The organism is Streptomyces sp. NPDC034111 (genome assembly GCF_055575375.1).
The window spans coordinates 102,909-126,020 of sequence record NZ_JBVIST010000004.1 but is presented as its reverse complement, the minus strand read 5'-3'; the positions used below and the strand labels follow the sequence as shown (position 1 = coordinate 126,020).

20 protein-coding genes and 1 riboswitch are annotated in these 23,112 nt (G+C 71.9%); of the genes, 14 read left to right on the top strand and 6 right to left on the bottom strand.

Going from position 1 to position 23,112, the window contains the following annotated elements; translation table 11 throughout:
- Positions 1-335 precede the first annotated feature (335 nt).
- Both ACZ55A_RS12655 and ACZ55A_RS12650 read right to left on the bottom strand, forming a co-directional pair.
- Positions 336-536, bottom strand: a complete 201-nt coding sequence (locus ACZ55A_RS12655; protein WP_468838209.1) for a hypothetical protein — start codon at positions 534-536, stop codon at positions 336-338.
- A 183-nt stretch (positions 537-719) separates the two neighbouring features.
- Positions 720-860, bottom strand: a complete 141-nt coding sequence (locus ACZ55A_RS12650) for a hypothetical protein (RefSeq protein ID WP_468838207.1) — start codon at positions 858-860, stop codon at positions 720-722.
- Between the two features lie 181 nt (positions 861-1,041).
- Between ACZ55A_RS12650 and ACZ55A_RS12645 the strand changes: the two genes are divergently transcribed.
- Complete coding sequence (locus tag ACZ55A_RS12645) at positions 1,042-1,860, top strand: helix-turn-helix domain-containing protein (RefSeq protein ID WP_468838204.1); 819 nt, start codon at positions 1,042-1,044, stop codon at positions 1,858-1,860.
- Entirely contained in the window at positions 1,857-2,042 is a 186-nt protein-coding gene (locus ACZ55A_RS12640; protein ID WP_468838202.1) for a DUF397 domain-containing protein, read from the top strand. Before ACZ55A_RS12645 ends, ACZ55A_RS12640 begins: the two co-directional genes overlap by 4 nt.
- A 287-nt stretch (positions 2,043-2,329) precedes the next feature.
- Here ACZ55A_RS12640 and ACZ55A_RS12635 read toward each other — a convergent pair whose 3' ends face one another.
- Complete coding sequence (locus tag ACZ55A_RS12635; protein ID WP_468838199.1) at positions 2,330-3,865, bottom strand: DUF2079 domain-containing protein; 1,536 nt, start codon at positions 3,863-3,865, stop codon at positions 2,330-2,332.
- Positions 3,866-4,074: 209 nt separating this feature from the next.
- A complete protein-coding gene (locus ACZ55A_RS12630; protein WP_468838196.1) occupies positions 4,075-4,848 on the bottom strand; it encodes a DUF4190 domain-containing protein in 774 nt (257 codons plus the stop codon).
- Positions 4,849-5,056: 208 nt separating this feature from the next.
- Here ACZ55A_RS12630 and ACZ55A_RS12625 point away from each other — a divergent pair, with 208 nt between their 5' ends.
- The 3 genes from ACZ55A_RS12625 to ACZ55A_RS12615 all read left to right on the top strand — a co-directional run bounded on the left by ACZ55A_RS12625 (position 5,057) and on the right by ACZ55A_RS12615 (position 9,812).
- Positions 5,057-7,237: an N-6 DNA methylase gene (locus ACZ55A_RS12625; protein ID WP_468838193.1), complete on the top strand. Its 2,181-nt coding sequence runs from the start codon at positions 5,057-5,059 to the stop codon at positions 7,235-7,237.
- Between the two features lie 212 nt (positions 7,238-7,449).
- A complete protein-coding gene (locus ACZ55A_RS12620) occupies positions 7,450-8,106 on the top strand; it encodes a hypothetical protein (RefSeq protein ID WP_468838190.1) in 657 nt (218 codons plus the stop codon).
- On the top strand, positions 8,103-9,812 hold the full coding sequence (locus tag ACZ55A_RS12615; RefSeq protein WP_468838187.1) for a protein kinase domain-containing protein: 1,710 nt from the start codon (positions 8,103-8,105) through the stop codon (positions 9,810-9,812). Before ACZ55A_RS12620 ends, ACZ55A_RS12615 begins: the two co-directional genes overlap by 4 nt.
- A 40-nt stretch (positions 9,813-9,852) precedes the next feature.
- Here ACZ55A_RS12615 and ACZ55A_RS12610 read toward each other — a convergent pair whose 3' ends face one another.
- Positions 9,853-10,293 (bottom strand): GNAT family N-acetyltransferase, encoded by a 441-nt coding sequence (locus tag ACZ55A_RS12610; RefSeq protein ID WP_468838184.1) that lies wholly within the window; start codon positions 10,291-10,293, stop codon positions 9,853-9,855.
- 172 nt (positions 10,294-10,465) lie between these two features.
- Between ACZ55A_RS12610 and ACZ55A_RS12605 the strand changes: the two genes are divergently transcribed.
- From ACZ55A_RS12605 to ACZ55A_RS12595, 3 genes are all read left to right on the top strand, one after another.
- Positions 10,466-11,104 carry a SurA N-terminal domain-containing protein gene (locus ACZ55A_RS12605; protein WP_468838182.1) on the top strand — a complete coding sequence of 213 codons (639 nt, stop codon included), beginning with the start codon at positions 10,466-10,468 and terminating at the stop codon, positions 11,102-11,104.
- Positions 11,105-11,191: 87 nt separating this feature from the next.
- A complete protein-coding gene (locus ACZ55A_RS12600) occupies positions 11,192-12,208 on the top strand; it encodes a nucleoside triphosphate pyrophosphohydrolase (protein ID WP_468838180.1) in 1,017 nt (338 codons plus the stop codon).
- 30 nt (positions 12,209-12,238) lie between these two features.
- On the top strand, positions 12,239-14,599 hold the full coding sequence (locus ACZ55A_RS12595) for a tetratricopeptide repeat protein (RefSeq protein WP_468838177.1): 2,361 nt from the start codon (positions 12,239-12,241) through the stop codon (positions 14,597-14,599).
- Here ACZ55A_RS12595 and ACZ55A_RS12590 read toward each other — a convergent pair.
- Positions 14,589-15,851 carry an MFS transporter gene (locus tag ACZ55A_RS12590; protein ID WP_468838175.1) on the bottom strand — a complete coding sequence of 421 codons (1,263 nt, stop codon included), beginning with the start codon at positions 15,849-15,851 and terminating at the stop codon, positions 14,589-14,591. The genes ACZ55A_RS12595 and ACZ55A_RS12590 overlap by 11 nt on opposite strands.
- A gap of 141 nt (positions 15,852-15,992) precedes the next feature.
- Here ACZ55A_RS12590 and ACZ55A_RS12585 point away from each other — a divergent pair, with 141 nt between their 5' ends.
- From ACZ55A_RS12585 to ACZ55A_RS12560, 6 genes are all read left to right on the top strand, one after another.
- Positions 15,993-16,868 carry a LysR family transcriptional regulator gene (locus tag ACZ55A_RS12585; RefSeq protein WP_468838172.1) on the top strand — a complete coding sequence of 292 codons (876 nt, stop codon included), beginning with the start codon at positions 15,993-15,995 and terminating at the stop codon, positions 16,866-16,868.
- Between the two features lie 58 nt (positions 16,869-16,926).
- Positions 16,927-18,315 carry a cytochrome P450 family protein gene (locus tag ACZ55A_RS12580; RefSeq protein ID WP_468838169.1) on the top strand — a complete coding sequence of 463 codons (1,389 nt, stop codon included), beginning with the start codon at positions 16,927-16,929 and terminating at the stop codon, positions 18,313-18,315.
- Between the two features lie 299 nt (positions 18,316-18,614).
- Positions 18,615-19,664 carry a LysM peptidoglycan-binding domain-containing protein gene (locus ACZ55A_RS12575; RefSeq protein ID WP_468838166.1) on the top strand — a complete coding sequence of 350 codons (1,050 nt, stop codon included), beginning with the start codon at positions 18,615-18,617 and terminating at the stop codon, positions 19,662-19,664.
- 252 nt (positions 19,665-19,916) lie between these two features.
- Positions 19,917-20,083: riboswitch (cyclic di-AMP (ydaO/yuaA leader) on the top strand.
- Positions 20,084-20,090: 7 nt separating this feature from the next.
- Complete coding sequence (locus ACZ55A_RS12570) at positions 20,091-20,750, top strand: transglycosylase family protein (RefSeq protein WP_468838164.1); 660 nt, start codon at positions 20,091-20,093, stop codon at positions 20,748-20,750.
- A 333-nt stretch (positions 20,751-21,083) separates the two neighbouring features.
- Entirely contained in the window at positions 21,084-22,364 is a 1,281-nt protein-coding gene (eno, locus tag ACZ55A_RS12565) for a phosphopyruvate hydratase (RefSeq protein WP_468838161.1), read from the top strand.
- 137 nt (positions 22,365-22,501) lie between these two features.
- A complete protein-coding gene (locus tag ACZ55A_RS12560) occupies positions 22,502-22,954 on the top strand; it encodes an FtsB family cell division protein (protein ID WP_468838158.1) in 453 nt (150 codons plus the stop codon).
- Positions 22,955-23,112: the final 158 nt, after the last annotated feature.

Genomic DNA, 23,112 nt, shown 5'->3' with positions numbered 1-23,112 from the left:
AGGGGTGTGTTGGGCCGGGGGCGCCTGGTTCGTGGGGGTGCCGGGGGCGGTCCTCCGGGGCCTGTTGTGTGGACTGCTTCGCTTTACGTCCACACAACAGGCCCCTCCGGCCCGCCCCCTCCCGCCCGGTGAGGCGCCCCCGCCCGGTGGGGAGGAATTCAAAAGACCAGAAGCTCGGCCGCATCGTTCTACGGCCGAGCTTCTGGTCTTTGAATTCACCAACGAATTCCTGCGACGGATTGCAGGGTTACGGAGCGCGATTCTCAGAACACGAACAAAGTCGCGAAGGAACGGCCCGCAACCCGCCGCAATCGTGAATTCAACCGAGCCGGGAGCTAGGGTGTTTCGCCGGTGTCCAGCTCGTCGAGTTGACGCTCGACCCGATCCAGCTGGAGTTGGGCTGTGGGGCTCGTGCTGGTGTTGTGGCACACCACCGTGACGCCGTGTTCGTCACAGCGGTACATCCAGCTGCGCACCTGCGGGATCTCGTGCGAGCCGTTGGGGCACCGCATACTTCGCTCAGGCACAGTGCCCACGTGCGTGATTCCTGATCCGTTGGCTGGCTACGACAGCGGCAGCGAACTGCCGGCGCTTTCGTGCCTCGTAGCGCTCCTTGTCCCAGGCCGCACACTCGCGGCAGCCCGGAACGGGGTCGGGGCTGAGTTCCGCGTACGGCTCGCCGAGGACGACGGGAGGCTCCTGGCCCCTGTTTCGACCACTCATCGCCGTGCCGTCCGTTCCATGACCATGCACAGTCGGACGGCCTGGTGGAGGGACAGCTCCGGGGGATTGATCTTGTTGACCTTGACGCCGTCCACCCGGGTGACCGACACGATCGAGGGCCCCGCATCAATCCCCATGGCACGTAAGGCCGCATCAAATCGACGGCATGTGTCGGTAGCTGCCGCATATGCCGTACGGACTCCAGCCATGTTCACTGTTCTCCTCTTGGTGCTTTCTTCTGTCGCGGGATAAGAGTGCTCCGATACGGATATGGTCAACAGCAGTTGAGTACGAGACCGGGATCGGGGTAACCGGCATATGCCAAGAATCAAGGAAGTTGATCCCAGCGACGGCCTGGAGCAGTACATCGGCAACATGGTCAGGGACGCCCGGACCGATCGCGCCAGAGCCAAGACGGAGGGCGGCGAATGGTCCCAACGTTTCTTGGCCAAACGGGTGTTCACGAATCAGACGCGCATCTCCCAGGTGGAGACAGGGGAATTGCCACCGGACAGGGACCTGGCGGGCAAGCTGGAGTCGGTGTTGGAGCTGCCCCGGGGCTGTCTGACGAACCTGGTGCGGATCTTGGAACAGGGCACAGTCCAGGACTACGCGAAGCCGTACCTGCAAAATCAGCAGAAGGCTCAGATGATCCACACCGCTGGGTTCATCGTGCCCGGCCTACTCCAAACGCCCGACTACGCACGCAAGCTGCTCCTGGCGGGGCAGGCCGGAGACCCAACAGGCATTGACTCCTACGTTGAGCAGCGGATGGCGCGGCAGAGCGTGTGGGAGCGAGAGGACCCACCGTGGATGTCTGCCGTTATAGATGAGGCCACGCTCTGCCATGCGACAACGGCTCAACTGGAACGACTGTTGGAAGAGCAGGAGAAGCCCAACGTCACCGTTCAGGTATTGCCGTTCGGTGCAGGCCACATCATGGGAACCGTTGCGATCCTGACCCTTCCAAATGGAACCAGAGGTGCGTACACGGAGGGCTATCGCACGGGCAACTACTCGGAGGAGATGACCGAGGTCGTCAGGTATCAGCGGGTCTATGATCGGTACACGGCCAGTGCGTTGACGGCTGAGGCGTCCACGGACAAAATCCACGAGGCATTGACGAGGTCGAAGTGAACGAGACCCCCAACTGGCACAAGTCCTCCTACAGTGGCGGCGGAGCGAACGACTGCGTAGAGGTTGCCGACGACCAGCCCCGCATCCTCGTCCGGGACACGAAGCACGACGGTCGCGGGCCCGTCCTCACCGTCGCCCCCGGCGCGTGGTCCGCGTTCGTGGACTTCGCGCGCAGTCGGTAGGCGGAGCGGGGAGCTGTCGAAGACCAGAAGCTCGGCCGTAGCACGCCACGGCCGAGCTTCTGGTCTTTTGAATTCCTCCCCCACCGGGCGGGGGCGCCTCACCGAACGGGAGGGGGCGGGCCGGAGGGCCCTGTTGTGTGGACGTAAAGCGAAGCAGTCCACACAACAGGGCCCGGAGGACCGCCCCCGGCCCCCACCACGAAACCAGGCGCCCCCGGCCCAACACCCCCCTCCGCCGAAGGCGAAAAAACAGGAACCACCACGGCGGGGCAGTCGACAACGTGCGGCTAACGAGCGGACGTTCGGCGAAGCACAAGTACATCCGCCCCCCCACCCAGCACCACATACGTCGACCGCGGATGCCGAGCCATCGCATCGGCGAGTGCCTGCCGCGGCGTGCGGCCGTCGCGGAGCTGGGCCGCCACGTAGTCGGGGGCCAGACCACCCGTGTCGCCGGTCCAGAAGACCCGGGTGCGGTCGGTGAGCCGGCTCAGGGGGCGGATGTCGGACTCGACGGTCGCGCCGTCGGGTATGCGGTCGAGCCACTTCTCGGCGGTGGTGACGCCCGGCGGGACGCGGTAGGTGGCGGTCTCGGTGAGGCGGGCCAGGGGGAGGGTGGCGCTCAGGGCGAGGGCGGCGGCCAGTACGGAGGCCGGCAGGTGGTGGGCGTAGGAGCGCAGCCAGGGGCGGGCCGAGCCGCGGGCCCGGGGCAGGGCGTCGACCAGTGCGAGGAACACCACCGGCATCAGGACGGCGTTGTAGTGCCAGTCGATGCCCCAGTAGTGCGGCTCGTGGGAGAGGAATCGCCAGCCGAGGGTGGGCAGCGCGACCAGGAGGAGGGGGGAGCGCAGGGCGAGCAGGCCGGTGGTGGGCAGCAGTACCCAGAGGGTGGTGCGCAGGGCGGTGTCGAGCGGGATGGTGGCGCCGGCGCCGTCGGCACCGAACTTGCTCCAGTAGTCGTACGAGCCGGAGCCGTTGAAGGCGGGTATGAGGACGCCGAGGGTGAGGGCGGTGGCGGTCAGGCCGAAGGCGACCAGGGCGATGGGCAGGGGGCTGGCCCGCCGGGTTCGTAGCAGGGCCAGTGCGCCGATGACCGCGGCGGTGGCGCCCAGGTCCTCCTTGACCAGGACCAGCGGCGCGGCCCAGCAGACCGCTGCGGTCCAGCGCCCGCGCAGCACCGCTTCGAGTGCGAAGGCGAGCAGCGGCATCGCGAACGCGATCTCGTGGAAGTCGAAGTCGACGGCCTTCTGTATGCCCCAGGACATGCCGTACGCGAGGCCGACGGCCAGGCCCGGGAGGCGGCCCAGGTAGCGGGCGGCGGCGCGGGTGACCGGGATCGTGGAGAGCGCGAACAGCGCGGCCTGGGCGATCAGCAGGGTCAGCGCGGAGGGGAAGAGCCGGTAGAGCGGGGCGAGCACGATCAGGACGGGGCTGAAGTGGTCGCCGAGGATGTTGGTGCCGGGGCCCTTGAGGTCGACGATCGGGGCCCGGAAGTGCGCGTAGCCCCGTATGGCCTGTTCGAATATGCCCAGGTCCCAGGAGGAGCCCGCCATGGTGCGGAAGCGGCAGAGGGCCAGCACCGCGAAGCAGAGGAAGAAGAACGCGGCGGTCCAGTAGGGGTCCCATCGGGGGGCGCGCAACGGGGCGGTGCGGGCACGAAGGCGTTGGGCGGCGCGGCGCAGGGGGCCGCGGTCGCCCGGGGGTATGGGGGCGGTCGCGGTGGTCGCGGCCGGGCCGGCGGTCCGGGGCGGCGGCACGGTCGCGCCGCCCTCCCCCAGGATCGGTCCGGGTCCGCCCCCGGCCGTTGCTGCGGCCGTGTCCATGAGGGTCCTCACTCACTGTCAACTGCCGGAAAGATACTCGAACCGGCGATGCGGGCGGCCCGGCGGTGCACGGTGCCGGCCCGGCAGTGGGTGAGACGGCGCTGCGGTGCCGCCCGTTCCCGGCGGCGGACGGCCGACGGCCCGGCACCGCGGGATCGCGAGGCCGGGCCGTCGGGGAGGAAGGGGAGGGCGCAGGGGAGCCGGGCGGCTCAGAGGGCCAGCTTCCAGTTCGCGGGGTCGAGCATGAAGTCCGGCGTGATCTTGATGGAGAGCTCCTTGGCGGACGGCGGTGCGTCGAAGACCATCTCCACGCTGTCGGACTCGTTGGGGTCGAGCGTCTTCTCCCAGTCGTGGTGGAGGATGCCGTGCTTGTCGTCGGCGACCTCCTCGGCCTTCTTGCCGTCGGCCTCCGCGTCGGTCGACATGACCGGGTTGGTGGCCGCCTTGTCGCCGGTGTTCTTGAGCGTGACGGTGACCTTGTACGCCTTGTTGCCCTCGGTGTGGCCGCTGATCAGGGTGCTCTTGTCGACGGTGAACGGGCTCGGCTTCGAGACGGTCACCTCCAGGCCGTTGTTGTACTTCGCGGCCTCCCCCGCGCCGAGGTCCTTGATGTTGCTGCTGCTGCCCGACTGCTTGTCGAACTCCTTGTTCACCTCGTCTACGGCCTTGTTGACCGCCAGCACGGTGACGATGACTCCGACGACCGCGAGGATGATCGACAGGGCGCCCAGGATCGTGCCGGTGATCGCCACGCCCTTGTTGGTGGCCCGGCCCTTCTTGACCCGGCTCATGCCCACCAGGCCGAAGATCAGGGCCAGCAGGCCGAGCGGCCCGGCCAGCCAGAACAGGATCATCGGGATGCCGCTGAGCGCGCCGATGATGCCGAGGATCAGGGCGGCGATGCCGAGCCCGTTGCGGGGCGCCTCGTGGGCGTGGCCGGTCGGCCCCTGGGGGGTGGGCTGGTAGTGCATCTGCTGAGACATGCGTAGGGGCCCCTTCCGGGCACTCGATGCGAATTCCGATGAAGCGATGGGTCAATAAGAGCAGAGGCTGTGAACCGAGTCAACATGAAGGGCTGTGAATGGTTTGTTCACGCTGTGAAGGGGGAGGTTGTTCGATGATGGGTATGCTTGCCGACACAGAGTCGGGGGTCACGGGAGGTCGGGGGTCACGCGGATGGGAGTCAGCCAGGTGCCGGACTACGCAGCACCGGACAACGCGACGGACACCACGGCGACGGACGCCGCCGAGGGAGGCCGCCCGACCGAGGTGACCGCCGCCGGCATCGCCCGGCTCGCCGGCGTCGGCCGCGCCGCGGTCAGCAACTGGCGGCGCCGGCACGCGGACTTCCCCAAGCCCGTCGGCGGCACCGAGACCAGCCCCGCCTTCGCCCTCCGCGACATCGAGCAGTGGCTGCGCGACCAGGGCAAGCTCGCCGAGGTGCCGCTGCGCGAACGGGTCTGGCAGCAGCTCGTCGGACACCCGGCGGGCGCCGCTGCCGCGCTGCGCCAGGCCGGCGCCGTACTGCTGCTGGCCCGCGACCGCCCCGCCGCCTGGCAGCAGCTGCGCGCCGCCACCGACGACGCCGAACTGACCGGCGTCCTCCCCGCCGTCCTCGACTCCGTCCTCGCCGCCCGGCTCGGCGCCGGCCACCCCGTCCGCGGACTGACCCGTGAGGCGCTGGCCCCCTCCGCCGCGCTGGTACGCGCCACCGGCGACCTCGCGGCCACGGACGGCGCCCCCGAGGCGTACGGCTTCCTGCTCGGCCGCCACCTGGACGCCAACCCCCGCCAGTACACCCTGACCCCGCCGGGACCCGCCGCGCTGATGGCCGAACTGGCCTCCCTGGCAGGCCCGTTGCACACCGTCCTCGACCCGGCCTGCGGCGCCGGCGGTCTGCTGACCGCCGCCCAGGAGCGGGCCGGGGAGGAGAGCGCCGACCCCTCCGGCGCCCCCGTGACCCTGCACGGCCAGGAGGCCGACCCCGATCTCGCCGCGCTCACCGCGCTCCGCCTCGCCCTGGCCGCCCCCGACGCCCAGGTCCGGGTGCGCGCCGCCGACACCCTGCGCGCCGACGCCTTCCCGCAGCTCACCGCCGACGCCGTCCTGGTCCACCCGCCGTTCAACGAACGCAACTGGGGCCATGACGAGCTCGCCTACGACCCCCGCTGGGAGTACGGCTTCCCGGCCCGTACGGAGTCCGAACTCGCCTGGGTCCAGCACGCGCTGGCCCGGCTGCGCGAGGGCGGCACCGCCGTACTGCTCATGCCGCCCGCCGCCGCCTCCCGCCGCTCCGGCCGCCGGATCCGCGCCGACCTGCTGCGCCGCGGTGCGCTGCGCGCGGTCATCGCACTGCCGGCCGGCGCCGCCCCGCCCAACGGCGTCCCGCTGCACCTGTGGGTGCTGCGCAAGCCCGGCGGTGCCACCCCGCCCACGCCCCAGCTCCTCGTCGTCGACACCGCGGGCCCCGCCGCCGGCGCGGCCACCGGCCGGGACAAGCCCGACTGGGGGACCGTCCGGACCACCGCCGTCGAGGCCTGGCAGGCCTTCGACCGCGACGGCGGCATCGAGGAACGTCCCGGCGTACGGCGGTCGCTGGCCGCCATCGACCTGCTCGACGACGATGTCGACCTCGCCCCGGCCCGGCACCTCCCGCCGCCCGCCGCGGCCGGCGGGCCCGCCGAACTCGACCGGGTACGCGACCGGCTGACCGCAACCCTGGCCCGTACGACCGAGCTCACCCCGCGCCCCGCCGACGGCGACACCCTCCCCGGGCCCGCCACCACCGCCCGCTGGCCGCTGACCACCGTCGGTGAACTCGCCCGCTCCGGCGCCCTGGTGCTGCGCGCGGGCGGCACCGGCACCGCGCCTGCCGAGGGAGCGCCCGCGGTGCTCACCGACCACGACGTCATCGGCGGCGGCGCCCCCTCGGGCACCCTGCCCGAAGCGCCCGCCTCCGGGCCCGCCGAGGAACCGGTGCTGGTGCGTGCGGGCGATGTGGTCGTCCCCGTCCTCGGCGGTGGCGCCATCGCCCGGGTCGTCGACGACGCCACCGCCGGCGTCGCCCTCGGCCGCAACCTCACCCTGCTGCGCCCCGACCCGGCCGCCCTCGACCCCTGGTTCCTCGCCGGGTTCCTGCGCGGGACCGCCAACAACCGCCAGGCCAGCAGCTACGCCTCCACCGCCACCCGGCTCGACGTCCGCCGCCTCCAGCTGCCCCGCCTGCCGCTGGCCGAACAGCACCGCTACGGGCAGCGGTTCCGCGAGCTGGCCGCCTTCGAGGGCGCGCTGCGGCTCGCCGCCCGGCTCGGCGAACAGCTGGTGCAAGGGCTGCACGACGGGCTGACGGACGGTTCGGTCGCCCCGGACTGACGGGGCGGCACCGCGGGCGGGCGACGGCGCCGGCCTCGGCACCGGCACTTTGCCCGGACCCTTTCCGCACAACCGCGCACACACGCTCGGCGTCGTATATACGCTCGCAGGCACGTGCGCGCAGCCGCGCCCGCCCGCCCGCGCGAGGGGTGCCGCCCCACGGCCGCCACGCCACCGTCTCGCCCGACCCGAACGATCCGTCAGGAGCAGCAATGCACGGCCCCGCCCAGGCCCCTCCGCCGCACCGTCCCCCGGCGCGGGGGACGGTCATCGCGCTGCGGGTGCTCTTCGTGGCGACCGCGGTCCTCAGCATCGGGCTGCTGGCCTGGGTTCCGGTACTGCGGGCCGCGCTCGTGCGGCGCGGGCCGCTGGGCTGGTGGCTGCTCGGCGGCGACCTGGCGGCGGTCATCGGCAGCTGCACGCTGATCGTCAGCTACCCCGAGACGGACTGGCGCACCAACGCAGGCGTCGGGCTGCTGCTGTTGCAGACGGCGGCGGCCGTCTCCTACTACCTCGCCGCCGACCTCCGTGCCCAGCGCACGGCGGGGTACGCCGCCCTCCAGGGCGCGGCCCCGTACTCCGGCCCGCCGCCCACCGCGGTGTCCCCGTACGGCCCCCCGCAGCCGCCCGCCCCCTTCCCCCTCCACGCCCAGGAGACCCAGCCGTACGGCCCGTACGGCGCCGGCCCGGTCAACCCGTACGCACGGACCGAGACCCGGCTGCCGCCCCCGCAGCCGGCCCCGGCCGCGCCTGGCCCGTACCGCCCCGCGCCCCCGCCCCAGGAGCGCCCGCAGCCGCAGCGCATCGACCGGGTACGGGCCGAGCTCGACGAACTCAGTGACTACCTCCGCAAGGAGGAGGGACGGTGAACGGCCGGGTCATCGGCGGGCGTTACGAACTCTCCGCGCTGCTCGGACAGGGCGGTATGGGCCAGGTCTGGATCGGCTACGACCGCCGGCTGGACCGCCGCGTCGGCGTCAAACTGCTGCGCCCGGACCGGGTGGCGGGCACCCCGGACGGCGAGGAGATGCGCCGCCGCTTCGTACGCGAATGCCGGGTCACCGCACAGGTCGACCACCCCGGGCTGGTCACCGTCCACGACGCCGGCAGCGACGACGAAGACCTCTATCTGGTCATGCAGTACGTCGAGGGCGCCGACCTCTCCGACCACCTCGCCGAGCACGATCCCTACCCGTGGCCGTGGGCGGTCTCCGTCGCCGCCCAGCTGTGCGCCGTACTGGCCTCCGTCCACGCCGTGCCGATCGTCCACCGCGACCTCAAGCCCCGCAACGTCATGGTCCGGCCGGACGGCTCCCTGGTCGTCCTCGACCTCGGCATCGCCTCCGCCCTGGACACCGACACCACCCGCCTCACCCACACCGGCTCGCCCCTCGGCAGCCCCGCCTACATGGCGCCCGAGCAGGCGATGGGCGGCGCCGTCGGCCCGTACACCGACCTCTACGCCCTCGGCGTGCTGCTGCACGAACTCCTCAGCGGCGAGGTCCCCTTCGCCGGCTCCACGGCCCTGGGCGTGCTCCACCGCCACCTGCACGAAGAGCCCGTCCCGGTGCGCAAACTGCGCCCCGACGTGCCCGAGGCCCTCGAAGCCCTCGTCCTCCACCTCCTCCGCAAGGACCCCCAGGCCCGCCCGGCCGACGCCCAGGAGGTCTACCAGGCGCTGGCCCCCCTGCTGCCCGCCGCCACCCTCGGGCCGCAGGCCGCACAGTCCCCTCCCGCCCCGCTCGCCCCCATGGACCCCACCCGCCCCTTCCGCCGGCCGCACGCCCCCTGGCCGGCCCGCTCCACCGGCACCCCCGCCCCCACCCCGCCCTCCGCACCGGCCTCGGCCCCCACGCCCGGCAGCCCCCCGCGCTCTCCCGCCCATCCACCCGCGGACCCCCGCACCTCTTCCCTCTCCGCCGCAGCACCCCCGACGACCTCCCGCCCCGGCGCCTGGACCTCCGCGGCCAACCCGCTCACCCCGCCCCCCGAGGCCGGTGCACCCGCAGCCACCGGCCCGGATGTCGCGGCCGCCGTCGACGAGGTCAAGAGCCTGCTCGACCAGGGCCGGATCACCCACGCCGTGGACATCCTCGGCGGCATCCTGCCGGCCGCCGCCGAACGGCACGGCCCCCACTCCCCGGTCGTCCGCTCCCTGCGCAAGCAGTACGCCGCCACCCTCATGGACGACGGCCAGTACCGCCGCGCGCTGCCCGAACTGCGCCTGCTGGCCGAGGAGTTCGGCAAGGAATCCGGCGCCGGCGCCACCCGCCAGGCGCTCCAGTTCCACTACGAGGCCGCCCAGTGCCTGGAACAGCTCGGCGAGGTCACCCAGGCCCTGGAGGAGTACCGCGCCCTGCTCCCGTACTTCGAGCACTACGCCGACGACCCCGTACGCCCCCTCGAAATCCGCCGCTCCATAGGCCACCTCCTCCTGGCCCAGGGCGAACGCGGCGCCGCCCAGGAAGCCCTCTCCCGCCTCCTCCACGACGCCGAACGCCTCCACGGCCCGCACCACCCCTTCCCGGAGGAGCTGCGGCGGACGCTGTACTGGCTGGGCCAGGTGCAGGGGTGAGGCCTGGCCGGGAACGCCTTACCGGGCCGGGCCCGCGTTCTCAGGGGAGCCGCAGCGTGAACCAAGGGATCGTCTCGCCCGGCAGCAGGTAGCGCTCGACTTCGATGAACCCGTGGTTCTGCGCGAACCGCAGTCCGTCCACATTGGACGCCAGGACGACCGTCTCGATCACCTCGGCACCGAGTGCCCTGGCCTGGGCCAGCCCCCGCTCGTACAACTGCTCGCCGAACCCCTGCCGGCGGTGATCGGGAAGCACACGGGCGATGACTGTCGCCGTGGCGGTGTCGCCCGTGGGCGGACGTACCGTCGTACAGCCCACAAGAACGTCGTCGAGGTACGCGACCTCCATGTGGTTGCGCCCGGCGCGCTCGCGCACCTCGTCCAGAGACAGCAGGTGGGTCGGGATGATCAGGTTGTGGACGTACTGCCAGTCTGTGAAACCGGCGTCGTCGTCCGGTCGTTCGCTACGAAGGTGGGTCACCGCAGCAGCTAACCCGCGCGCTCCACGGGCGTCAACGGGAATCGGCCCGGCCGGGCCGAGAAACCGACCCCGCCGCAGATCGTTGGCCGAAGCAGTGGCCTGGGCCACGACGACTCCATAGCATCGATCCACCAAGGTCGAGACTCCGTCGCACGATCTGCCGGGAGGCCATGTGTTCCGCCGTAGGACAGCGCTCTCCGTATCCACCGCCGCCGCCCTGCTGGCCGCGACTCCGCTGCTCGCCGCCTGTGGGGGCCAGTCACACCCCGGTGCCGCGGCCATCGTGGACGGGAAGCGGATCACCGTCGCGCAGCTACAGGCCAAGGTGAAGGACGTACGGGCCGCACAGGCCACCTCTCCGCAGGGCGGACAGCTGATCATGAACACCGGGCGGCTGAGCCTGGCCACCCTCAACGGCATGATCTTCGACGAGGTGCTGGCGCGCAGCGCCGAGGACGCCGGGGTGACGGTCACCCGCCGCGCCGTCCAGAAGTGGCGCGGCGAGGCCGAGCGGCAGGCCGGCGGCGCCGGGCGGCTGAAGGAGATGTGGCTCCAGCAGGGCATCGCGCCCGACGAGATCGACGCCATGGTCCGCAATCAGCTGCTGCTGGACGGTGTCGCCAAGCACCTGGGCGCGGACCGCGGCAGGCCGGCGGGGCAGCAGCAGCTCGCCCAGGAGCTGGCCAGGACCTCGCGCTCCATGGGCATCGACGTCAATCCGCGGTTCGGCAAGTGGGACGACCAGCAGGTCATCCTCGGCGAGACCAAGGAGCCGTGGATCACCCCGGCCCGGGCGAAGCAGCAGGTCTGAGCGCCGGCGCCGTACCGCGCGGGAGGGGGCCGGGGTGGGCTCTGCCCGCCGCCGGGCGTTGTCGGTGGGGTGCGTTACGTTCGAGGCGTGAACGCTGACGCCTCTGCCGCCGACACCGGCGCCGACGCCCGCCCCGAGGGCACCGGCACCGGCCGCCTGGTCCTGCTCACCACCAGCCACCGGGTCGCCCCCGGCCTGCTGTCCTGGCCCGCGTGGCAGACGCTGCGCGCGGCCGAGCGGGTGCTGTGCGCCGACCCGCACCATCCGCAGCTGCCCTATCTGCGCGAAGCCGGCATCGAGGTGGAGACCGCCGCCCCGACGGCCCGCGAACTGGTCGACTACTGCGTGCCGGGCGACCGTACGGCCGTGGTCCTGACCTCGGCGGAGGGTGAGAGCGCGCTGACCGACGGGCTGGCCCGGCTGGCCGGATCAGGGCGCGAGACCATGCCCGACCTGGAGCTGCTGCCCGGCTCCTACGACCTGCCCGGGGCCCGCCTCCTCGACCTCGTGCAGGTGATGGACCAGATTCGCGCCGAGTGCCCGTGGAGCAGCATCCGCACGCACCAGGACCTCGCCAAGTACGGCCTGGAGGAGGCCTACGAGATGGTCGAGGCCATCGAGGCGGGCGACCGGGTGGAGCTGAGGGAGGAACTGGGGGATGTGCTCCTCCAGGTCGTCTTCCACGCCCGGATCGCTCAGGACGACCCGGAGGAGCCGTTCTCCATCGATGACGTGGCGGGCACGATCGTGGAGAAGCTGATCCACCGGCACCCCCATGTCTTCGGGGAGGAGGCGGCAACGACCCCGGAGGACGTCAAGGCGCACTGGCTGCGGACGAAGGCGGAGGAGAAGCAGCGGGAGTCGGTGACCGAGGGCGTGCCGCTGGGCCAGCCCGGGCTCGCGCTGGCGGCGAAGCTGGCATCGCGGGTGCGGACGGCCGGTCTCGATGTCGCCCTGCCGACGGGTGACGGGATCGGTTACGAGCTGCTGGCGATGGCGGTGCGGGCGGAGGCGGCAGGCGTGGACCCCGAGGCGGCGTTGCGGGCGGCGGCCCGGGCCTACCGGGATGCGGTGGTGGCTGCGGAGGGGCGGCAACCTAAGTAGCGTGGGGGCACGGTGTGTTGAGGGGGCGCGGTGAAACAGGAGTTGGTGGAGGCCGCGGTCTCGACGGCCGGGCGGCTGGCCGCCGAGATGGCCATGGACGGCTGGGCGGACGTACGGCTGCGGGTACGGGAGCTGTTCCGGCGCTCGGACGACGGCGCCGCCGCGGAACTCGTCGAGCAGCTGACGGATGCGCGGTCCGCCGGCCGGGACCCGTTGGCCACCGCGTTGCGCTGGCAGATCCTGCTGCGCGACCTGTTTGAGCGTGATCCGCAGGCTGCTGATGAACTCCGTTCCATCCTGGGTGAGTCGGGGGATTCAGGGGATTCAGGGGATTCGGGGGAGGCGGACGGTGGCGAGCGTCCTCACCCGGAGGTGCGGAACCCGGAGGTGCGGAACCCGGAGGTGCAGGACCCGAAGGTGCGGAACCCGGGTGTGCTGAACACCGTCTCCGGTGGCAGCCAGGGGACGGTCGTCCAGGCGAGCACCATCAACTCGATCGCCTTCCATGCGGGTCCGCATCCGTACTACGGGAACCTTCCCGACCCGGAGGAGTGGCCCGCGGTGGGGGACGTGGACCCCATCGCGCTGGGGGTGCGGCCGACGCACCGCTGGGCCGGCTCTCCGCCGCTTCCGCCGTACGTCGCCCGCGACCGTGACCGCGAGCTCGGCTCGGCGATGGTGCAGGCCCGGGAGCGGGGCGGGCTGGTGCTGGTGCTCGGGGAGCCGTTCGTCGGCAAGTCGCGTACGGCGTTGCGGGCGATGGCCGAGCAGCTCGAAGGCTTCCGGGTGTACGCGCCCGCGCGGGGTGCGGATCTGCGGGGGCTGCCCGCGCTCTTGCAGGGGCGTCCGGGGCGGTATGCCGTATGGCTGGACGACCTGGACGGGCATCTCGGCGCGTGCGGGCTGGAGCCGCGGCTGCTGGCGCAGTTGACCGCGCTGCGGGTGGTGGTGCTGGCCACGATGCGGGACGAGGCGTACGACGAGCACCGCCATGAGCCGCACGGCCGGGTGCTCGACCTCGCGCAGACGGTCGAGCTGGCGCGGGAGTGGAGCCCGGCCGAGCGGGCCCGCTTGGAGGAGCGGGGCAACGGTGACCCGCGGCTTTCCGAGGCGTACCGGTCGAGCGGCTCCGAAGGCGCCGCCGCGTACCTCGCCCTGGGCCCGCTCCTGTGGGAGGAGTGGTGGCGTGCCCGGCGCGCCGACCGGCACCCCCGTGGTCATGCCCTGGTCCGGGCGGCCCTCGACCTGGCCCGCTGCGGGCTCGGCGGGCCGCTGCCCATGGACCTGCTCCTGAAGGTGCATGAGGGGTACGCGGATGTGGCCGGGATGGACCGCGAGCCGGTGGCGGAAGCCCGCGCCTGGGCGACCGAGCGGCGGTACGGGCTGCTGCGGTGCCTGGTGCGCGTCACCGGCGATACGTGGCGGGTGGCGCCGTTCCTGCTGGAGGCCGCGGGCCGGCACGAGGATCTGCCCGCGGTGGACGGCCAGGTGTGGGGCTGCGCGCTGGAGGCGGCCCGGGGGGATGAGGCGTACGACTTCGCGGTGATCGCGGAAGGCGCGCGCGAGGCCTTCCGGCGGGCCGCCGAGGCGGGCGACAGCACGGCCCTGCACAACCTGGGTGTGCTCGCGGAAACGCTGGGCAAGGGCGAGGAGGCCGAGGAGTGGTTCCGGCGTGCCGCGGAGGCGGGGGAGGCGCAGTCCGCCGGGCGGTTGGGGCGGATGCTGGCTGAGCGGGGGGAGGCGAAGGCGGCGGAGCCGTATCTGGAGACTGCTGCGGATGCGGGGGACGCCGAGGCGGCGACGCTGCTCGGCAAGCTGCTGCGGCAGCGGGCGGAGAACCTGCTGGAAGTGGGGGCGAAGGGAGGGATTCCGGAGGCGGCACAGCTGCTCGGTGATCTGCTGCTCGGCAGACGGGAAGAGGACGAGGCCTCCTACTGGTATGTGAAGGCGAGCCATGCCGGGTACGCCCCGGTCGCGGCGGGCAGGGCCGCCCTGGCCCTGCTGTGGAACGAGCACATGAGCGCCAGGGTATGGCTGCGCCGGGCTGCGGATGCGGGCGATGCCTGGGCCGCCGAAGCGCTGAGGTTCTCCACGGAGACCGTGGAAGAAGCGGTGGAGAACTTCCGCGACGGAGCCGACAAGGGCCGTGCGCTGTACGCCACCAACCTCGGCGTGCTCTACGAAGACCTGGACCGCGTCACCGAAGCCTGGGAGTGGTACCGCAAGGGCTATGAGCTCGGCGATGCCTACGGCGCCTTCCGCCTCGCCCAACTCTGCAAGAAAGAGGGCGAGTTGCTGCGAGGTAAGGCCTGGTACCGCAAGGCCGCCGACATGGGCCACCCCGGTGCCCGGCGGGTGCTGGCGGAGCAGCCGGATCCGGTCAGCGACTGAGCGGCACCGACGCCGGCAGGTGCTTCCGCTCCACCCGCGTACCGCCCGGGTGCCGGCGCCGCCGCACCAGGTCCGCGACCCACACCAGCACGGCAGCGGCAGCCAGCCCCGCCCCCAGGACACACACCCCGCCCCAGCCGCCCGCGCTCCACACCACGGACGTCAGCGCGGACCCCGCTGCCCCGCCCACGAAGTAGCTGGTCATATACGCCGAGTTGAGGCGGTTGCGGGCGTCGGGGCGGACCGCGTAGACGAGGTTCTGGTTGCTGACATGGACCGCCTGGGCGGCCAGGTCCAGCACGATCACCCCGGCGAGCAGCGCCGCCAGTGACCAGGCGCCGCCCGCGCCGCCGGCCGCCAGCAGGCCCCACGACCCCAGCAGCAGGAACGCCGCGGCGCCGGTGACACGGTGCGCCAGACCGCGGTCCGCCAGTCGTCCGGCCGCCGAGGCGGAGAGCGAACCGGCGGCACCGACCAGGCCGAGCAGCCCGATGGCGGACTCCTGCCAGCCGTACGCCGGGCCGGACATCAAGAACGCCATGGCGGTCCACAGGACGGAGAAGCCCGCGAAGGTCAGCGCGCCCAGCATCGCCCGCCATCGCAGCACCGGCTCCTGGGCGAACAGCGCCAGCGTGGAGCGCAGCAGCGCCGGGTAGCGCAGTCCGGCCGTGGTGCGCAGGGCGGGCAGCCGGAGCCGCAGGAGCAGCGCCATCAGCAGCATCAGTGCGGCATTGACCCAGTAGACGGTGCGCCAGCCGCCCAGCTCGGCGAGGAGTCCGGCGGCCGTACGGGCCAGCAGGATGCCCAGCAGCAGGCCGGTCATGACGGTGCCGATGGTCCGGCCGCGCTCGGCGGGGGCCGCGAGGGTCGCCGCGTACGGCATGACGACCTGCGCGGCGACCGAGGCGAGGCCGGTGAGGGCGGTGCCGGTCAGCAGCAGCGCGGCGTTCGGCGCGCTCGCCGTGACGGTCAGGAACACGGCCGTCGCCGCGCACAGCGTGACGGCCAGCCGGCGGCGCTCCAGCAGGTCGCCGAGCGGTACGAGCAGCAGCAGGCCGAGGCCGTAGCCGGCCTGGGCGACGGTCACCACCAGCGCGGCGGTGGCGGCGGTGAGGTGAAGTTCGCGGCCGATGATGTCCAGGAGGGGCTGGGCGAAGTAGTTGCCGGCGACGGAGAGCCCGGTGGCGACCGACATCAGCAGGAGCGTGCCGCGGCCCAGTCGCCGCGGCTCCGTTCGGTGGTCGGGTTCCATGGCATGTCCTCCCCGTCTGCGGCCCGCGGCCACCGTGGCCCGGGCACCACCCAGACTGGGGCCGGCCGCATCGATGAGTCCAACACATCATTGTCATCGCATCCATCGTGAATCGAGATCGATGCTGTCTAGGATCGGGGCATGGAGCTCCAGCAGATGCGCTACGTGGTGGCGGTGGCCGAGACCGGCGGATTCACCAGGGCCGCCGAACGCTGTCATGTGGTGCAGTCCGCGCTCAGCCATCAGATCGCCCGGCTGGAGAAGGAGCTGGGTGCGCGGCTCTTCGACCGGACCAGCCGCAGCGTCCGGCTGACCGCCGCCGGCGAGGCGTTCGTACCGGTCGCGCGGCAGGCGCTCCAGGCGGCCGAACGGGCCCGTGCGGAGGTGGCGGCGGCGACCGGTGAGGTGCGCGGCCGGCTGGCGGTGGGGGCGATCTCGACCGTTGCGGCCGTCGATCTCGCCCGTGAGCTGGGGGATTTCCGCAGACGCTGTCCGCAGGTGCGGATCAGCCTCCAGATGGAGATGAGCGATGCGCTCATCGCGCAGGTGCGGGCGGGGACGCTGGATGTCGCCTTCGTCGGACTGGTGCCCGGTGCGCGCACGGTCGGCGTACGGGAGAAGGAACTGGCGCGCGGTGAGCTGGTGGCGGTGGTGCCGCCGGGGCATCCGCTGGCCGGCCGGGAGTGGACCACGCTGGCGCGGCTGGCGCGGGAGACCTTTGTCGACTTCACGGCGGGTTCGGCGGCCCGGCGGCAGCGTGACGAGGCGTTCCGGGCGGCGGGGCTGACCTCTGAGGTGGCGTTCGAGGTGACCACCGTCGAGTTCCTGGCGAAGCTGGTGCGGGCGGGGCTGGGCATCGGGATGGTGCCGGAGGCGATCGCCTCGGAGCTGTCAGGGCTGCACATCGTGCGGGCGCGGCCGGCGCCGGAGCGTACCGAGCGGGTGGTGTGGAGCGGCCTCGGCCCGTCGCCGGCGGCACTGGCGTTCCTGGCGGGGCTGGGGGTGGAGGCGGGGTAGCAGCGGGGGGAGTGCCGTACGTGCACAGAGGTGCTCATGGGCCGGTTACGGTCGGAAGGTGCACGACAAGCCCGACGCCGCCCCCGACGCCACCCCTGCCACCGGCCCGGCCGGCTGCCCCGCCACCGGGGCCGCCACCACCGCGGCGGCCCCCGAGACTCCCCCCGAGCTGTTCACCTGGGAGTTCGCCGCCGATCCGTACCCCGCATACGCCTGGCTGCGCGACCATGCGCCGGTGCACCGGACCGCGCTACCCAGCGGCGTCGAGGCCTGGCTGGTGACCCGCTACACGGAGGCGCGGCAGGCGCTCGCCGACGCCAGGCTGTCGAAGAATCCGGTGCACCACAGCGGCGGCGCGCACGGCAAGGGCAAGGTCGGCATCCCGGGCGAGCGCAGCGCCAACCTGATGACGCATCTGCTCAACATCGACCCGCCCGACCACACCCGGCTGCGGCGGCTGGTCTCCAAGGCGTTCACCCCGCGCCGGGTCGGGGCCTTCGCCCCTCGTGTGCAGGAGCTGACCGACCGGCTCATCGACGACTTCGCCGGGCGCGGGGAGGCCGATCTGATCCATGACTTCGCCTTTCCGCTGCCGATCTACGCGATCTGCGACCTGCTGGGCGTCCCGCGCGAGGACCAGGACGACTTCCGCGACTGGGCCGGCATGATGATCCGGCACGGGGGAGGCCCGCGCGGCGGGGTCGCCCGCTCCGTGAAGAAGATGCGGGGCTATCTCGCCGACCTGATCCACCGCAAGCGGGCGTCCCTGGGGGCGAGTCCGGAGCCGGACGAGGACCTGATCTCCGCTCTGATCCGGGCGTCCGACCACGGTGAGCACCTGACCGAGAACGAGGCCGCGGCGATGGCGTTCATCCTGCTCTTCGCCGGCTTCGAGACCACCGTCAACCTCATCGGCAACGGCACGTACGCCCTGCTGCGCCACCCCGCGCAGCGCGAGCTGCTGGAGAAGTCGCTGGCGGCGGGCGACACCGGACTGCTGGCCACCGGTATCGAGGAGCTGCTGCGGTACGACGGTCCCGTGGAGCTGGCGACCTGGCGGTTCGCGACCCAGGAGCTGACGCTCGGCGGGCAGCGGATCGCCGAGGGCGATCCCGTACTGGTGGTGCTGGCCGCCGCGGACCGCGACCCGGCACGCTTCGACGAACCGGATGTGCTCGACCTGACCCGGCGTGACAACAAGCACCTGGGATACGGGCACGGCATCCACTACTGCCTGGGTGCCCCGCTCGCCCGGCTGGAGGGGCAGACCGCGCTCGCGACGCTGCTGACACGCCTTCCGGACATCCGTCTCGCCATAGATCCTGACGATTTGCGCTGGCGCGGCGGGCTCATCATGCGCGGACTGCGGTCGTTGCCGGTGGAGTTCACTCCCGAGCGGGCTCTGACCAGCGACGGAGGCCGAAGTGACGCAGCGTCACCTGCGTGACCATTACGTGATCTGCGCTACACCGGCTTGTGACTACCCGTGACCCCGGCTACCTTTCGACCGACGATCGTCAGGATTCGATGGGATTCACTCGATCGGTCGAAGCGGTGATGGGGTGGACCGGGCTAAGGGTGCGCGCCGTGCCCGCATCGGTCGACGGGTGACCTGTCGGCCCGTTCGAATGATTCGAACGGATCGTCGGACAACTCAACCGCCGCGCGAAAGGCATCCGCATGCGTTCCGGGACCGGCCGACACCGTCGCCCCCGTCAGGCACCGGCCATCTTTGTCACGGCGGGAGTGACCGGCGCAGGCCTAGCTCTGCCCCTGCTCTCCGCCGGTGGTGCACACGCCGCCGACACCGCGACCTGGGACAAGGTCGCCCAGTGTGAGAGCGGTGGGGTCTGGAGTGCGGCCTCGGGCAACGGCTTCTACGGCGGGCTCCAGCTGACCCAGGAGATGTGGGACGAGAACGGCGGCGCCGCCTACGCCTCGCGCCCCGACCTCGCCAGCCGCGCCCAGCAGATCGCGGTGGCCGAATCGATCCTGGACGACCGCGGCCCGGACGCCTGGCCCAGCTGTGCGGTGAACGCGGGCCTGACCCAGGACGGTCAGGCGCCGGAGGTCGACCCGGGCAACACCAGCATGCCGCTGCCCGACCCGGGCGACGAGGAGGGCTCCTCCGACTGGTCCGACGGGTCCGGGGCGCACGACGGGTCCGGCGACAGCCGGTCCGACGAGCCGTCCGACGCGACACCCTCGCCCTCGGACTCCGACCCCTCGGACTCCGCCGACTCCGACGACGCCTCCCACCGCGGCCACGACCGCACCCAGGAACCGTCCGACTCCGCGACGCCGGACGACGAGGGCAAGGGCAACGGCGAGGGGACCGGCAGCGACGGCGAGGACGGCAGCGACGGCGCCTCCCCCTCCGAGGACCCCTCCGACTCCGCCGACCCGTCCGAGTCTGCCGAGCCCTCCGAGTCCGGCGACCCCGCCGAGTCCGCCGACCCGTCCGACGACGGCAGCCGTACGGACACCGCCGGCACCCCGCACGAGACGCCCGCCAAGGGCCGGCACCGCGGCAATGTGGACGACAGCGAGCGGGACGGCGGTGACCGCACCTCGGGCCGGCACGCCTCGCGCGGCGGTGACGCGCACCGTACGGACCCGGCGGACGACGGCGACTACACCGTGCGCAAGGGTGACAGCCTGTCAGCCATCGCCGCGGCCCATAGTCTGCCCGGCGGGTGGAACGCGCTCTACGAGCGCAACGAGGGCGTCATCGGGTCCGACGCGGATCTGATCCACCCAGGTCAGCAGCTCGATCTCGGGCACACCGCAGGGTAGTTCGCAGCCTTCGCCCCGATTTGGCGAAAGTGAGACAAGGGTCTCTTTGCGCCTGGTGAACCCCGGTCCGTCCGGACTCGTCGGACCGGGCCCCACCTGCGGATATGTGACCAACTCGTGATCAAAAGCGGTCAACTTGGTTCAGATGGTGGGGTTTGAACATCAACAGGGTTACTGCTTACGGTCATGACCGCTCGCCAAAGCGGGCCCCTGTGATCACACGCCGAATCCTGCCGGTGATCGCAGGCAGTTGACGCGCAAGCGCCGTAGGCAGGAGCGGGGGAACCAAGGTAAGTGCCGGTCAGGACCGTGAAAGCGGGTCAGCCGGCTTGGGGTGAAGCAGGTGCGCCACGCGCACCGGCCGGGCACTCACAGCCCGAACCCGACAGCTCACCTCGCAGGCGTCGGTGAGGAAACGAACGAACCATGCTGATCAACAAAGGCAAGCACCGTCGTCCCTCCAAGGCCGCCCGCGTCGCCACCCTCGCCGGTGTCGCCGGTGCCGCCGTGGCCGTCCCGCTGATGGGCGCCACCTCCGCCTCCGCCGCCTCCGTCGCGACCTGGGACAAGGTCGCCCAGTGCGAGTCCGGCGGCAACTGGTCGATCAACACCGGTAACGGCTACTACGGTGGCCTCCAGTTCTCCAACTCCAGCTGGGCCGCCGCCGGCGGTACCCAGTACGCGCCGCGTGCGGACCTGGCCACCAAGGCCCAGCAGATCGCCGCCGCCGAGAAGCTGCTCGCCATCCAGGGCCCGGGTGCCTGGACCTGCGCGGGCGCCGGCGGCCTCACCTCCGGTGGTCCCGCCGCCGACGTCGACACCGGCTCCTCCGCGCAGACCAAGTCCGCGCCGCAGAAGAGCGACGACGCGGTGAAGAAGACCACCCCGGCCGCCAAGACCGAGAAGGCCCAGCCGGCCCCGAAGAAGTCCAACGGCCACGGCAACTACACCGTGAAGGCGGGCGACACCCTCGCCAAGATCGCCAAGGCGCACGGCACCAACTGGAAGTCGCTGTACGAGGCCAACAAGTCGGTCATCGGCGGCAACCCGAACCTGATCTTCCCGGGCCAGAAGCTCAACGTCTGAGCCGTCCCCGCACCGGAGCCGACCGGACCCGGGCGGCGGGTCCAGGCCCGGTGCGGGTCACCTTCCTCCTGAGACAGCCCCGCCCGGCGCGCCGTTCCCTCAGCGCGCCGCGGCGGGGTTTCTCCGTGCGCCAGCGCGTGGCCGGGGCTGTGACCTGCCACGTCCAGCGATTTTTCCCGTTACGCGAACAATGCAGCTAAATCTCCGGCGAACTATGCCTTTGGGAAGATTTTCGGGCCCTTCCGTCCCACAGAGCGGGCCGAGGGGCAGTGGATGCACCCGGGGCCGTTAGGCTCGTGCCGGAGAACTCCAGACACCCATGAAGGAGACAACGTGCCGTCCATCGACGTCGTCGTAGCCCGCGAAATTCTCGACTCGCGAGGTAATCCCACGGTCGAGGTCGAGGTCGGCCTCGACGACGGCAGCACCGGCCGTGCCGCCGTGCCGTCCGGCGCCTCGACCGGCGCCTTCGAGGCCATCGAGCTCCGCGACGGCGACCCGAACCGCTACCTCGGCAAGGGCGTCGAAAAGGCCGTCCTGGCCGTCATCGAGCAGATCGGCCCGGAGCTCGTCGGCTACGACGCGACCGAGCAGCGGCTGATCGACCAGGCGATGTTCGACCTGGACGCCACCGACAACAAGGGCTCGCTCGGCGCCAACGCCATCCTGGGCGTCTCCCTCGCCGTCGCGCACGCCGCCTCCGAGGCCAGCGACCTCCCGCTGTTCCGCTACCTCGGTGGCCCGAACGCGCATGTCCTGCCCGTCCCGATGATGAACATCCTGAACGGCGGCTCGCACGCCGACTCCAACGTGGACATCCAGGAGTTCATGATCGCCCCGATCGGCGCGGAGTCCTTCTCCGAGGCGCTGCGCTGGGGCGCCGAGGTCTACCACACCCTCAAGAAGGTCCTGAAGGAGCGCGGGCTGTCCACCGGCCTCGGTGACGAGGGCGGCTTCGCCCCCAACCTGGGCTCCAACCGCGAGGCCCTGGACCTCATCCTGGAGGCCATCAAGCAGGCCGGTTACGCCCCCGGCCAGGACATCGCCCTCGCCCTGGACGTCGCCGCCTCCGAGTTCTACAAGGACGGCAAGTACCTCTTCGAGGGCAAGGAGCGCTCCGCCGCCGAGATGACGGAGTACTACGGGGAGCTGGTGGCGGCCTACCCGCTGGTCTCCATCGAGGACCCGCTGTTCGAGGACGACTGGGCCGGCTGGAAGGTCATCACCGACAAGCTCGGCAGCAAGGTCCAGCTGGTCGGCGACGACCTGTTCGTCACCAACCCCGAGCGCCTCGCCCGCGGCATCGAGGAGGGCTCCGCCAACGCGCTGCTGGTGAAGGTCAACCAGATCGGCTCGCTGACCGAGACCCTGGACGCCGTCGAGCTGGCCCAGCGCAACGGCTTCAAGTGCATGATGTCGCACCGCTCCGGTGAGACCGAGGACGTCACCATCGCCGACCTCGCCGTCGCCACCAACTGCGGCCAGATCAAGACCGGCGCCCCGGCCCGCTCCGAGCGCGTCGCCAAGTACAACCAGCTGCTGCGCATCGAGGAGATCCTCGACGACGCCGCGGTGTACGCGGGCCGCTCCGCCTTCCCGCGGTTCAAGGGCTGACCGCAGGCCAGCCCTGAGTGCCTTGCGCCCCAAGGCACCACAGGAGAGCAACGGCGCAGCGAAGCGAAGCGTCCCCGGCACCGGTCCCGTACCGTTGCCGGGGACGTACCTGCTTCAGCCAGTGAAGGGGAGACGACGTGCCCGCGGACCGGTTCTCGACCGCGACCCGACTCAAGGCGCTCGGCGAACAGGCCGCCGCCCGCGTCTACCGCGCCCGCCCGGCCCGCCGCAACCGCCTCACCGGCCGCGCCGCCCTGCTGGCGCTGGTGATGTGCTCCCTGGTCGTGGCGCTGGCCTACCCGATAAGGCAGTACGTCTCCCAGCGCTCGGACATCGCCGACCAGCGGCGTAAGGCACAGGACGCCGGTGCCGCGCTGGACCGGCTGCGCGAGCAGAAGGCCCGCTGGCAGGACCCGGAGTACGTACGCCAGCAGGCCCGCCGGCATCTGCACTACGTCATGCCGGGCGAGACCGGATACATCGTCCAGGACGGCTCCGGCACCGGCACGGCCCCCAAGGGGCCGCAGGCGGCGCAGCGCCCCTGGTACGAGAATCTGTGGAGCGCGGTCGACTCCGCCGACCGGCGCTAGCGCCGTCCCGAACCCTTCGGTTGCCGCCGGCCCGTACCGTCGGTGTGCCCGGTCCGTACCGTCGGGCCGCGACGTTCCGTACCCTCGGCGCGTGCCGCCCCGTACTGTCGTCAGGGACGGCCGCACCGCCGCCTCACCACCCACCTCACCGAAAGCGC